This is a genomic window from Bathymodiolus thermophilus thioautotrophic gill symbiont (assembly GCF_003711265.1).
Taxonomy (GTDB): Bacteria; Pseudomonadota; Gammaproteobacteria; order PS1; family Pseudothioglobaceae; genus Thiodubiliella.
In genome coordinates, this window is sequence record NZ_CP024634.1 from 2,173,751 (window position 1) to 2,187,121 (window position 13,371).

Below are 13,371 nucleotides of genomic sequence, written 5' to 3' on the forward strand. Positions count from 1 at the left end.
TTATTAGCCAAAAAAAGCCGCTATTTCAGCGGCTTTTTTTTGTTTGGGCTTTGGATTATTTAAAAAACATTTGCTGGTTAAGAACTTTAATTATTGCTAAAATACGACGAATGAGGATGACATTAAAATGATTACAAACGACAAGCAATTGTGCGATTTTTTGCACAACATTAAAGACGAAACCGAACTGGCGATTGACACTGAATTTAAGCGCATCAATACTTATTATCCAATACTATGCTTGGTGCAAATTGCAACCAAAAGCGCCACAGTTTGCATTGATGTTTTGGCACTTAAAAATCTACAACCTTTATTTGACAAACTCTATCAAGCAGATTGCCTATGGATTGTACACAGTGCAAGACAAGATATTGAAGCCATGCACTGCCTCTCTGGAAAATTACCCAAACAACTGTTTGACACTCAAATTGCACTAGATTTATTAAAAGACTTACGCCCTGAGGCATGCAAACCAGGCACACAAATATCTTACCAAATACTCACTGAAATCCTACAAAATGTGCATTTGGAAAAAGCCTATACTCGACTTGATTGGACAATGCGACCACTGCCTGATGGGGCAATAGAATATGCACTGGATGATGTGCGTTATTTGATTAAAAACTACCACCAACTTAAAGCACGATTAGAAAATGAACAAAAATTATCGTGGCTACTGGAAGAAGGTCAATCTTTATTAAATCCTAATTTGTATGAAATTGATATTACACAAGCATGGAAACGCATTAAAGGCCTTTCACAATTACCCAAGAAATTGCACCCCATTGGCATACAACTTTGTGCTTGGAGGGAAGGTACAGCAATTGACAAAAACACACCTAGGAAATGGATATTAGCCGACAAAGATTTAATCAATATCGCCCTAGGGAAAGATAATTTTAGCGCTGAAATGCAGTCATCATTTGAACATTTTTTAACGCAGTATCCGCACCTGTGTGATATTGAAATTGACGCCAAACAACACACGCCAGCAACACCTGAAGAGAAAGCACAAAGGATTATTTTGCAAAAAAGCATTCAAGAAAAGGCAAATCAGTATAATCTAACCCCAGAAGTCATTGCCAGTAGCAAAACTTTGTTAAGATATATTCGTGGTAACAAATCGGTGAATTTTCTCAGCGGTTGGCGTTATCAAATACTAAAAGAGGAGTTAGAAAAATGCAAAATAGTTTAAAACCCGTCTCAGCGGGCAACATTCCCGACGAAATCAATGTAATTATTGAAATCCCTGCCCACTCATCACCCGTCAAATACGAGATTGACAAACAAACAGGCGCCATGTTTGTTGATAGATTTATCTCCACACCTATGTTTTATCCCTGCAATTATGGCTTTGTACCTGAAACGCTGGCTGATGACGGCGACCCTGCTGATGTATTGGTCATTACCCCTTATCCGTTAATTCATGACGCCGTCATTACAGCACGCCCAATTGGGGTTTTGCGTATGACCGATGAGGAAGGCAAGGATTACAAAATTTTAGCAGTGCCAACGGACAAACTTTGTAAATCTTATCGCAACATCAAAAGCATTGACGACATTGATGTCACACTAAAAGACCAAATCGAACATTTTTTTACTTATTACAAAGACCTTGATGAAGGCAAATGGGTAAAAATTGACGGCTGGGGTGATGCCAAAGAAGCCAAAGAAGAATTGACCCACTCTTTTAATACCTATAAAAAATAGTTTAAAAGTCAATCCCAGATGACAAATAGTTTCCAAATTATTGGCGGGAAACATCGGAGTAGAAAATTTAGTTTTGCCGATGCCGAAGGGTTGAGACCCACACCAAGCAAAGTGCGAGAAACTTTGTTTAATTGGCTACAGTTTGAAACTCATGGAAAAACCTTTTTAGACTTATTTTCTGGCAGCGGTGCCTTGAGTTTTGAGGCACTTTCTCGTGGTGCAAAACAAGTGGTAAGTGTGGAGAAAAACACAAATGCCTTGCGTTTTCTTGAGCGCAATAAGCAATTATTAAAAGCAGATAATTTGACGATTTTTCAACAGGATGCCTTTGAATTTTTAGACAACAAACCCAAGGCACCATTTGATTTAATTTTACTTGACCCCCCTTTTAACAAAAACTATCTAGCCAAAGCACTAAAATTAATCTCAGCACATAATTTTGTTACTGCTGGTGGTAAAATTTATATAGAATCTGAATTTGAAATAACAATGGAATTTTTGACAACACACTTTTTAACAAAAACCAACATTAGCAAACAAAAAAAATCTGGCGTCGTTCACTACTGTTTATTAGACCTTATAAAAACCTGTGTATAAATATGAATAACCCCCAAAAACTAAATTTTTCTCGCCCATATTTATACGAAGGTCTCAATTAAAAACAATGAAAAAAATTGCAATCTATCCCGGCTCTTTTGACCCAATTACCAATGGACATATTGACTTAATTAAACGCGCCAGCAAACTGTTTGATAGCGTGATTATCGGCATTACACAAAACAGCAAAAAATCGGCTTTCTTAACCATTAACGATAGGCTAAAAGGCGCCAAAGATGCTTTAATGGGTATTGATAATATTGAAGTTATAAGTTTTGATACTCTATTAGTAGATTTTGCCAAAGCACAGAATGCGCAGATTATTTTGCGTGGTTTGCGAGCGGTAAGTGATTTTGAATATGAATTCCAACTCTCAGGTATGAACAAGCACCTTAACCCTAATATCGAAACATTGTTTATGACTCCAGCAGAACAATATGCCAATATTTCTTCTTCCTTGGTCAGGGAAATCTTATCTCTTGGCGGTGATATTAGTAGCTTTGTACCTGTCAACATTGAAATTTTATTAAAAGAAAATTGCGCATAAATGAAGCCTTTACATAAATATGGATGATTAGAAAAATTCAATTTTTGCTCAATTGATAATTTTCTCAAACCTTGTCCTGGCAGGGCTAAGGCTGGGTTTAAAAAATTACCAAGTGGGTAAAAAGTGGATTCTTGATGATTATCCATATTTATGCAAAGGTCTCTATGTAAAGGTCTCTAAATAAGTAGAATTATACAAACAGCCTTAAAAGAGAAAAATTAATGTATTTTTTTACTTGAATTTAATTTTTATGCCCCTAGATATGGTTCATAATTATTTAAAAAGGAGCAGAAAATGTCAAAAATTATCGGTATTGACTTAGGAACAACAAACTCATGTGTCGCCATTATGGATGGTGGCAGTATAAAAATCATTGAAAATTCTGAAGGTGATCGCACCACACCCTCTATTATTGCTTTTCCAAAAGATTCAGAGGAAGTTTTAGTTGGTCAAAGCGCCAAACGACAAGCGGTTACCAACCCTGAAAATACACTATATGCAATTAAACGCTTAATCGGTCGTCGTTTTGACGAAGAAGCAGTACAAAAAGACATTGATTTGGTGCCTTATAAAATTGTTAAGGCAGACAATGGTGATGCTTGGGTTGAAGTGAATGGTAAAAAAATGGCAGCACCTGAAATTTCAGCAAAAGTCATTGAAAAGATGAAAAAAACAGCGGAAGACTACTTAGGCGAAAAAGTAACGGAAGCCGTTATTACCGTCCCTGCTTACTTTAACGATTCACAACGACAAGCAACCAAAGATGCCGGAAAAATTGCAGGTTTGGATGTTAAACGCATTATCAATGAGCCAACTGCAGCAGCATTGGCGTATGGTGTGGACAAATCTAAAGGTGACAAAACAGTTGCTGTATATGACTTAGGTGGCGGTACCTTCGATGTTTCTATTATTGAAATGGAAGACATTGATGGTGAAAAACACTTTGAAGTTTTGTCAACCAATGGCGACACTTTTTTAGGTGGTGAAGATTTTGATCAACGCATCATTAATTACTTAATAGATGAATTCAAAAAAGAACAAGGCGTTAATTTAAAAAACGACCCAATGGCACTACAACGCTTAAAGGAGGCAGCAGAAAAAGCCAAAATTGAATTGTCCTCTTCTGAGCAAACCGAAGTCAACCTTCCGTATGTTACTGCTGACGCCTCAGGTCCTAAGCACTTAAACATCAAAATCACCCGCTCTAAGTTAGAATCTTTAGTAGAAGATTTGATTCAGCGCTCAATTGACCCTTGTAAGATTGCCTTAAAAGATGCAAATTTATCCGCTAAAGACATTGATGAAGTAATTATTGTTGGTGGTTCTACGCGTATGCCTAAAGTGCAAGAAGCAGTGAAAAAATTCTTTGGCAAAGAGCCGAAAAAAGATGTTAATCCTGATGAAGCCGTGGCCATGGGTGCCGCAGTACAAGCAGGCGTACTTGGTGGCGATGTTAAAGATGTCTTACTTTTAGATGTAACCCCTTTATCATTAGGTATTGAGACCATGGGTGGCGTAATGACTAAGTTGATTGAGAAAAACACCACCATTCCAACGAATGCATCGCAAACTTTTTCCACTGCAGCGGACAACCAATCGGCAGTAACGGTTCATGTTTTACAAGGTGAACGAGAAGTGGCAAGTGCCAACAAATCACTGGGTCAATTCAACCTTGAAGGTATTCCTAATGCGCCTAAAGGTCAACCGCAAATTGAAGTTACTTTAGACATTGACTCTGATGGTATTTTGAATGTTTCTGCCAAAGATAAAAACACAGGCAAAGAACAAAGCATTACCATTAAAGCATCCAGTGGCTTGTCTGATGAAGAAGTTGAAAAGATGATTAAAGATGCAGAAGCAAACGCCGAGGAAGACAAAAAATTCCAAGAGCTAGTAACCACACGCAATATGGCAGACTCTTTAATCCACTCCACCAATCAAATGTTGGACGAACTCAAAGAAGAAGTTGCAGAAGACGAGAAAACTGCAATTGAAACAGCGATGACCGAACTGGAAGAAGCCATGAAAGGCGACGACAAAGAAATCATTGACGCCAAAGTGCAAAGCCTAAGTGAAGCCGCCCAACCTTTGGCTGAAAAAGCACAAGCAAAAGCAGGCACAGAGACTGATGGCAATGGCTTTACTGATGCTGCTAATGCGGGTGCTGAAGACGCTGATGTGGTGGATGCTGACTTTGAAGAAGTTAAGGACGACGATAAGAAATAAATCGTTTTATTTAAACTCATAAAAAACCTTCTGTTAAAGAGGGTTTTTTGCTTTACGAGAAATTAGACTATGTCAGAAAGAGATTATTACGAAGTGCTTGGTGTTAGCAAAAATACCGATGCAAAGGCCATTAAAAAAGCCTATAAACGATTAGCGATGAAACACCATCCTGACCGCAACAAAGACAATAAGGAGGCAGCGGAAAAGACCTTTAAAGAAATACAAAAGGCTTATGGCGTCTTATCCGATGAGCAAAAACGCCAAGCCTACGACCAATTTGGCCATGCAGGCGTCAATGGCAATGCAGGTGGTGGTGGTTTTGGCGGTGGAAATCCATTCGGTGGCGGTGGCGGTTTTGGTGATATTTTTGGTGATATTTTTGGCGGTGGTCGTCAAGCCCAACCTGATAATCGCGGCTCAGACTTACGCTATGATTTAGAAATTGACCTTAAAGAAGCAGCCGAAGGTAAGACCGTACAAGTACGCATTCCTAAAGGCGAAAAATGTAACACCTGCCATGGTACTGGCGCTAGAACAGGCACCAGTGCCAAAACTTGTGGCACTTGTCATGGTGCAGGACAAGTGCATATGCAACAAGGCCCTTTTACCGTGCAACAACCCTGTCCACAATGTAAAGGTGCTGGTCAAGTAATCGAATCACCTTGTGGCGATTGCCACGGCAAAGGCGTGGTTCGCAGACAAAAAACACTCTCAGTAAAAATCCCTGTCGGCGTTGACTCAGGCAATCGCATTCGCCTAACTGGCGAAGGCGAAGCTGGCACTCGTGGCGGACCAAGTGGCGATTTATATGTAGAAATACATGTTAGACCACACAATATATTTGAACGCCGTGGCAACGACCTTTATTGTGGTGTACCCATTGATTTTGCCTCAGCAGCATTGGGTGGTGATATTGAAGTACCAACATTAAATGGAAAATTCAAAATTAAGATCCCCTCAGGCACACAAACGGGCAGACAATTCCGCTTAAAAGGCAAGGGTATCACTGGCTTACAAGGCAGCGGCACAGGCGATTTAATTTGCCAAGTCAAACTTGAAACACCTGTTAATCTCAACGGCAAACAAAGAAAATTACTACAACAGTTTTCAGCCTCATGTGGCAAAAAACAACACCCTGAGTCAGATTCCTTCTTTGGTAAAATGAAATCGTTTTTTGAATAATGCCATTTTCAAAAATAAACGAAACAATCTAGCACTCGCCCTCATTCCAAGTATTAACCGTAAAAATCCCCGTGCTATCAATAAGTAGCACGGGGATTTTTACGGCTAATACTTGGACAATTATAAGCGCCATAATCATTCATTTTATTTTTAAAATGGTATAAGAGACCTTTGCATAAATATAAATAATCATCAAGAATCCTCGTTTCACCCACTTGGTAATTTTTTAAACCCAGCCTTAGCCCCGCTAGGACAAGGTTTAAGAAAATCACCAAATGGGCAAAAAATGAATTTTTCTAATCATCCATATTTATGCAAAGGCCTCTATAAGGCAAAAAACTATTTAGCAAGGCGCCCCTTGTTTAAAATAAAAGAGCATACAATAATTCTTAAAATTGGTATAACCCCCAACAAACTAAACACCAAATTTCATCTGCTGTTCTTTCATATCAATAGAGAAAAATAATACCATTTTGACCCCTGCACTAGACATAAATATTAGCCCAAGGATAACGGAACAATTTTTGACTAAATTTCTCGCGACATCGGTTAAAAATGATGCTTAAAAAAATAGTTTAGCAATTTTTAGAATACTGATCAGGGGCTATCCAAGGATTTGGAATGTAATTAACAGTGTCATTATTATTATATATAGTATAATCACCGCTTCACTCACAATGAGAATACCACCATGTCAATTAGACAAATAAACACAACCACGCTTAACCAAGTTAAAGCAGAGAAAGTTGCCCGTGTATCAACACCTTTACCAAACAAGCCTTGTGATAAACTGCAAGGATTAAGTACAAGTGAGGAAAGCCTGAAAGCCGCTGCTAATGCTGGAAAAAAATTGGCTAAATTATTCTCTTAGGCATTTATTATGAATTCTAAAAACACTAGTCTCAGAGTGTTTATTGGCAATATTTATGAAAATATTACTGGCATAGGAGGAGAGTTTCGAGATATTACTATAGGGCATCCATCAATTTCTCAGGACTGTGATGACATTGTCAAATCAAGTGAAGAAAAAGCTTTTATTGATTTAAATCAAGCAAGTGTCTATAAAAAATGTGCAAATATAGCCATACATATTCTATATGCTTCTCCATTAAAAACGCCAATTTCTAGAGAACCATTAAACCAGTATTTAAAAATTGAAGAATTTAAAATATTAAAAGCAACACCCAATCATCAAAATGCTATTATTGCAATCTTTTATGCGCTGCATTTATTAAATCAAGAACAGGAGACTAAACATAAAATTGAAATTTCCTGTCATTCAATGATTGAATTAACTCAGGTTTTATGTGAAATAGATCTTGATGATAAAAATGAAAACAATTTATACCAATTTTTAATTGCATCAACTAGGCATTTAGCGTTACTATTTGAGCAAGTGGTTTATAAAAACAATGCTAACTTACAATATAAACTTTGTCCAACAACAAATCTATGAAAATACAACAAATTAAAGCAAGAGAAATTCTTGATTCTAGAGGTAATCCGACTATTGAAGCGGATATTATTCTTAACGATGGCACTATCGGCAGTGCAATGGTACCGTCAGGTGCCTCAACAGGTGCACGAGAAGCATTGGAATTGCGTGATGGGGATAAATCTCGCTATTTAGGCAAGGGTGTGTTAAAGGCGGTTGCCTTTATTAATACTGAAATTGCTCAGGCATTGGTAGGTTTTGATATTGCGGATCTTGCTAAAATTGATGCAACAATGATCGCCTTAGATGGCACGGAAACAAAATCTCGTTTAGGGGCAAATGCTATTCTAGCGGTCTCTTTAGCGGCGGCTCATGCAAATGCAAACGGGCAAAACAAACCTTTGTATGACACACTTAATTTGGGTGCAAAATATAAATTACCAGTGCCAATGATGAACATTATCAACGGTGGTGAGCATGCCAATAATAGTGTGGATATTCAAGAATTTATGATCATTCCTGCAGGGGCGCCAAGTTTTAAAGAGGCATTGCGTTATGGTGCTGAAATTTTCCATCATTTAAAGGCAGTATTAGAGGCCAAAGGACTAAATACAGCGGTGGGTGATGAGGGTGGATTTGCCCCTGATTTAGCCTCAAATGAAGAGGCAATTAAGGTAATTTTAGAAGCAATTGAAAAAGCAGGCTACACTGCAGGTAAAGATATTTTTATCGGTATTGATGCCGCCAGTTCTGAATTTTATGAAAATGGCACTTACCATCTTGCGTCTGAAAATCGTTCGCTCACTTCTGCGGAGTTTGTTGATTATTTGGCAAATTGGGTGGAAAATTATCCGATTATTTCTATTGAAGATGGAATGGATGAAGGCGATTGGGATGGCTGGGATTTGTTGACTAAAAAGATTGGCGATAAAGTACAATTGGTTGGCGATGATTTATTTGTAACAAACAGCAAAATTCTTGCCGAAGGTATTGATAAGAATATTGCCAATTCAATCCTCATAAAAGTTAATCAAATTGGTACATTAAGTGAAACTTTTGCTGCCATGGAAATGGCAAATAAAGCAGGCTATACTTGCGTTATGTCGCATCGTTCTGGCGAAACTGAAGACACCACAATTGCAGATTTGGCTGTGGCAACAGGCTGTGGTCAGATTAAAACGGGTTCGCTTTCTCGTTCCGACCGTTTGGCAAAATACAACCGCCTACTCCGCATTGAAGAAGCATTGGGTGCAAATGCCATTTACCCTGGGCTTGCGGCGTTTAATCACTTGAATTAAACACAGTCATTTGGACGCACTTTCAATTTCTTGGTTAATTGCTCTTCTTGTAGGGCTTATTTTAGCTTCCGCTTTTTTTTCATCAACAGAAACTTCCATGATGGCGATTAATCGTTATCGCCTGAAAGCACTCGCCAAAACCAATAAAAATGCCAAACGCACTGAGCGTTTATTAGAGAATTTAGACCCTTTAATTGGCACGATTTTGTTGGGTAATAATTTGGTGAATATTTTTGCCTCAAGCATTGCCACCATATTGGCGATTAAATTATGGGGAGATGGTTCGGTAATATTGGCATCACTGGCACTGACTTTTATCATTCTTGTTTTTGCCGAAACCACACCCAAAACTTTTGCCGCTAAAAACCCTGAAAAAATCGCCCTACCCGCTTCGATTGTCATTGAAGCATTTATTCAAATTTTCAAACCTTTTGTTTGGCTAATTGCACAATTAAGCCAAGGGATTCTTGCAATTTTAGGCATTAAAGAAAAAAGCGACACTGGAGACATTAGTTCAGAAGAATTAAAAATGGTGGTGAACGACGCCAAACCGATTATTGCTTCAAATTATCAAAAAATGTTACTCAACATTATCGATTTAGAAAAGGTTAAAGTTGAAGACATTATGATTCCTCGGCACGAACTCATCAGCATTGACACCAGCAAACCTGATGAAATCATCAAACAACTACAGCGTACACAGCATACACGACTACTCACTTACGACACATCGAGTAACAATATTACAGGCGTATTGCATATGCGCAATGTGGTTAACTTATACGCCAAGGATGCATTCAGTGTTGAGAATGTCTTGGCACTGATTCGCAAACCGTATTTCGTGCCAGAAGGCACTTCTTTGGCACACCAATTAAAGCATTTTCAAATGCAAAAAAGACGCTTAGGATTGGTGGTTGATGAATATGGTGAAATACGCGGTTTAATTGTCTTGGAAGATATTTTAGAAGAAATTGTGGGGCAATTTACCTCCAATCAAAATGAAAGCATTGACGAAGTTATTAAACAAGAAGATGGCAGTTATTTGGTCGATCCAAGGGTTAGCATTCGAGAGCTCAATGCTCTGTTAAACACCAATCTTAGCGTTGACAAAGCCAAAACGCTAAATGGGCTTATTTTAGAAGAATTACAAAGCATTCCAAAGCGTGATGTCAGTATAAAAATTGACAACATTTTAATTGATATTATACAAATTACCGACAGAACCATTAAATTGGTTAAGCTGACAAAGATTGACCCATCTTAACCACCTGCCCAGATTGCAAATCAAATTGATGGGTATTGCTCAGTAAAATCACGGTTGAACCCATATTAAAGCGCCCCAGTTCATCACCTTTTTTAAGATATATGTCTTTGTCACTATAATCCACACTAAATTGCTTGCCATAAGGCGGGGTAATTTGACCCTGCCACACAGTCTCCATACTGCCCACAAAAATCGCACCCACCAAGACAATTGAATAAGTGTCAAAATAACAAATAACACGCTCATTTCTGGCGAAAATATTATCCACCGAACTAACGGTTTGCTGGTTTACCGAAAACAAATCGCCGCCAATATAATCCATTCTTAACAATTTACCATCAAGTGGCGCATGAATGCGATGATAGTTACTTGGGGATAAATAAATGGTGGCAAAATCTTGGAACTTTTTCTCATCATCAAGCAAAGCCTTTAAACTAAATTTTTTGCCTTTTGCCTGAATTAAATCGCCATTTTTAATGTTACCAGCTTGCGATACTGTTCCATCCACAGGGCTAATGAGTCCCACACCAAGCGGGCGCGCACTAGCTTTTAACTTGCGGGTGAAAAAATCATTAAAACTGTGATAATCTTTTATGTTTTCACGCACCGCCTCGGACAAATCAACCTGATACGATTTCACAAACCAAGCAATAAAATTATTCTTAATCCAAGTATTTTCAATGCGTGCAAAACGGAACATTAACTTTGAAAGCAAATGCTGTGGTAATAAATATTGTAGCCAAGTCATCATAATTTTGATTGAATGAAGGTAAGTGCGTCATCAAACTGCACTTCGATTTTATCTGGTTCACTTCTCGCCTTGTATTCCACATTGCCATTATCAGCATGTGTATCACTCAGCACCAGACGATGAGGAATGCCTAAAAGTTCGCTATCCGCAAACATAATACCAGCCCGTTCTTTTCTATCGTCAAGCAAAACTTCAATACCCGCAGTCAAACATTGCTGATACAACTCATCTGCCAAAGCTCTAACACGGGTAGATTTGTTATAATTAATCGGCACAATAACCAGTTGAAAAGGGGCGATACTGGCAGGAAAAACAATGCCTTTATCGTCATAATTTTGCTCAATTGCCGCTGCCACAATACGGCTTACACCAATACCATAACAACCCATTGTTACCGTTACCGCTTTACCAGATTCGCCAATAACATTGGCATTCATCGCCTTAGAATATTTATCACCTAACTGGAAAATATGCCCAACTTCGATGCCTCGTTTAATCACCAATTTACCTTTGCCATCAGGAGCATCATCACCTGCAACAGCATTGCGTAAATCGGCTGTTTCAAATTCAATATCTCCCCAATTGGCACCCGTTAAATGATAATCCCACTCGTTAGCACCACAAACAAAATCACACATAACTTCGGCAGTATAATCTACGACCAAATCAAGGCTTAATGCATTAACGCCAATAAACCCTTGCTTTAAATCTAAGCGCTTAATTTCATCATCTGTGGCAAATTCAAACTCGCCCCATAAGTTTTGCACCTTGATTTCATTCAGTTCGTGGTCGCCACGAAGTGCCAAGGCTTTATAACCGTTGGTGGTTTTAATGATTAAAGTCTTAATGCAATTTAATGGTTTGATATTTAAAAACTCAGCAACCTCTTCAATGCTGGTTTTTTTCTTAGTCAAGACTTTTTCCTCTACCGCCTTAGGAGTGCAAACACGCACTTGCTTAGAGAAAGCTACTTTTTCAATATTGGCAGCATATTCTGATTCATCTGAAAAACAAATTGCATCTTCACCACTGTCTGCCAACACATGAAATTCAATGGAATTTTCACCACCAATACTGCCACTGTCGGCTAATACTGGACGATAATCTAAACCAAGGCGTTCAAAAATTGCACAATAAGTGGCATGCATTTTGTCAAATTCTACTTGCAAACTGTCTGCGTCTAAATGAAAAGAATAAGCATCTTTCATAATAAATTCACGCGAACGCATCACTCCAAAACGAGGGCGAATTTCATCACGAAACTTAGTTTGAATCTGATAAAAATTTATCGGCAACTGCTTATAACTACGCAAATATTGCGCCGCCAAATGCGTAACCACTTCTTCATGTGTTGGCCCTAGGCAAAATTCACGCTGATGCCTATCGCTAAAACGCAACAATTCTGCCCCATATTGATCCCAGCGACCCGATTCTTGCCACAATTCTGCTGGTTGCGCCACAGGCATCAATATTTCTTGTGCACCTGCGTTGTTCATTTCTTCACGGATGATTTTTTCTACTTTTTGCAAGACTCTTAGCCCTGCTGGCAAATAGGAATACAAACCTGATGCCAATTTAGAAATGAGCCCTGCACGAATCATCAACTGATGTGAAATGATTTGTGCATCATTTGGCGCTTCTTTTTGTGTTGGGATGAGAATTTGACTGGTTTTCATTATATAATAGTGAAATTTAAAACAAACAATTTTACCTATGCTTGATTTCGCCATGCCTAATTTTCAAACTCTTTTAATTTATATTGTCCCTCTCATTTTTGCCATCACCATCCATGAAGTTGCTCATGGATGGGTAGCCAATCAACGGGGCGACTCTACTGCTAAAATGCTTGGTCGGCTGACTTTAAACCCTATTAAACATATTGACCCAGTAGGCACGATCTTAGTGCCTGGCGTTTTGTTTTTTACCGGATCGCCTTTTCTATTTGGTTGGGCAAAACCTGTTCCCATTAACTTTAACGCCCTTAAATCTCCGAAGAAAGATATGATTGCAGTCGCTCTTGCTGGACCTATTTCTAATTTTATGATGGCGCTATTTTGGCTTTTGATTCTCTCCTTTGTTCTAAAGATACCCAACCAATTTTTATTTGAAATGGCAAAATTCGGTATTGCCATTAATTTGGTTCTAGGTGTGTTCAATCTACTGCCACTCCCTCCGCTTGATGGCTCTAGAGTAGTTGCCGCCTTGTTGCCCAATTATTTGGCATATCAATACAACAAATTAGAGTATTACGGCTTGTATATTCTCCTAGGCTTGTTATTCCTAGGTGTTTTTGAACATGTTGTGCTACCAATCGTAAATATGATACGGTATGCTATGTTTACTTTAATCTAAAAAAGTTTA

General features: G+C 38.4%; 13 protein-coding genes. 11 read left to right on the plus strand and 2 right to left on the minus strand.

Annotated features, from left to right (window positions below; genetic code table 11):
• Positions 1 to 127: 127 nt before the first annotated feature.
• From MS2017_RS07555 to MS2017_RS07605, 10 genes are all read left to right on the plus strand, one after another.
• Positions 128 to 1,195: a ribonuclease D gene (locus tag MS2017_RS07555; RefSeq protein WP_122951804.1), complete on the plus strand. Its 1,068-nt coding sequence runs from the start codon at positions 128 to 130 to the stop codon at positions 1,193 to 1,195.
• On the plus strand, positions 1,180 to 1,710 hold the full coding sequence (gene ppa, locus MS2017_RS07560; protein WP_122951805.1) for an inorganic diphosphatase: 531 nt from the start codon (positions 1,180 to 1,182) through the stop codon (positions 1,708 to 1,710). Before MS2017_RS07555 ends, ppa begins: the two co-directional genes overlap by 16 nt.
• 18 nt (positions 1,711 to 1,728) lie before the next feature.
• Complete coding sequence (gene rsmD / locus MS2017_RS07565) at positions 1,729 to 2,307, plus strand: 16S rRNA (guanine(966)-N(2))-methyltransferase RsmD (RefSeq protein WP_071565282.1); 579 nt, start codon at positions 1,729 to 1,731, stop codon at positions 2,305 to 2,307.
• A gap of 67 nt (positions 2,308 to 2,374) precedes the next feature.
• Positions 2,375 to 2,854 (plus strand): pantetheine-phosphate adenylyltransferase, encoded by a 480-nt coding sequence (gene coaD, locus MS2017_RS07570; RefSeq protein WP_071565281.1) that lies wholly within the window; start codon positions 2,375 to 2,377, stop codon positions 2,852 to 2,854.
• 294 nt (positions 2,855 to 3,148) lie between these two features.
• Positions 3,149 to 5,080, plus strand: coding sequence for a molecular chaperone DnaK (gene dnaK, locus MS2017_RS07575; protein ID WP_071565280.1), 1,932 nt, complete (start codon positions 3,149 to 3,151; stop codon positions 5,078 to 5,080).
• 69 nt (positions 5,081 to 5,149) lie between these two features.
• Complete coding sequence (gene dnaJ, locus MS2017_RS07580; RefSeq protein WP_071565279.1) at positions 5,150 to 6,262, plus strand: molecular chaperone DnaJ; 1,113 nt, start codon at positions 5,150 to 5,152, stop codon at positions 6,260 to 6,262.
• A gap of 691 nt (positions 6,263 to 6,953) precedes the next feature.
• Positions 6,954 to 7,133 carry a hypothetical protein gene (locus MS2017_RS07590; protein WP_122951807.1) on the plus strand — a complete coding sequence of 60 codons (180 nt, stop codon included), beginning with the start codon at positions 6,954 to 6,956 and terminating at the stop codon, positions 7,131 to 7,133.
• A gap of 9 nt (positions 7,134 to 7,142) precedes the next feature.
• Positions 7,143 to 7,718 (plus strand): hypothetical protein, encoded by a 576-nt coding sequence (locus MS2017_RS07595; protein WP_122951808.1) that lies wholly within the window; start codon positions 7,143 to 7,145, stop codon positions 7,716 to 7,718.
• Positions 7,715 to 8,995 carry a phosphopyruvate hydratase gene (eno, locus tag MS2017_RS07600; protein ID WP_071563228.1) on the plus strand — a complete coding sequence of 427 codons (1,281 nt, stop codon included), beginning with the start codon at positions 7,715 to 7,717 and terminating at the stop codon, positions 8,993 to 8,995. The genes MS2017_RS07595 and eno overlap by 4 nt, the downstream gene beginning before the upstream one ends.
• Positions 8,996 to 9,005: 10 nt before the next feature.
• Positions 9,006 to 10,259 (plus strand): HlyC/CorC family transporter, encoded by a 1,254-nt coding sequence (locus MS2017_RS07605; RefSeq protein ID WP_122951809.1) that lies wholly within the window; start codon positions 9,006 to 9,008, stop codon positions 10,257 to 10,259.
• Here MS2017_RS07605 and asd read toward each other — a convergent pair.
• Both asd and MS2017_RS07615 read right to left on the minus strand, forming a co-directional pair.
• Positions 10,231 to 11,007: an archaetidylserine decarboxylase gene (gene asd, locus MS2017_RS07610; protein ID WP_237731974.1), complete on the minus strand. Its 777-nt coding sequence runs from the start codon at positions 11,005 to 11,007 to the stop codon at positions 10,231 to 10,233. The genes MS2017_RS07605 and asd overlap by 29 nt on opposite strands.
• Positions 11,007 to 12,686 carry a proline--tRNA ligase gene (locus MS2017_RS07615; protein WP_071563226.1) on the minus strand — a complete coding sequence of 560 codons (1,680 nt, stop codon included), beginning with the start codon at positions 12,684 to 12,686 and terminating at the stop codon, positions 11,007 to 11,009. The genes asd and MS2017_RS07615 overlap by 1 nt, the downstream gene beginning before the upstream one ends.
• Positions 12,687 to 12,738: 52 nt before the next feature.
• On the opposite strand from MS2017_RS07615, the gene MS2017_RS07620 reads away from it, so the two are divergent.
• Positions 12,739 to 13,362, plus strand: coding sequence for a site-2 protease family protein (locus tag MS2017_RS07620; protein WP_122951810.1), 624 nt, complete (start codon positions 12,739 to 12,741; stop codon positions 13,360 to 13,362).
• The last annotated feature ends 9 nt before the right edge of the window (positions 13,363 to 13,371 follow it).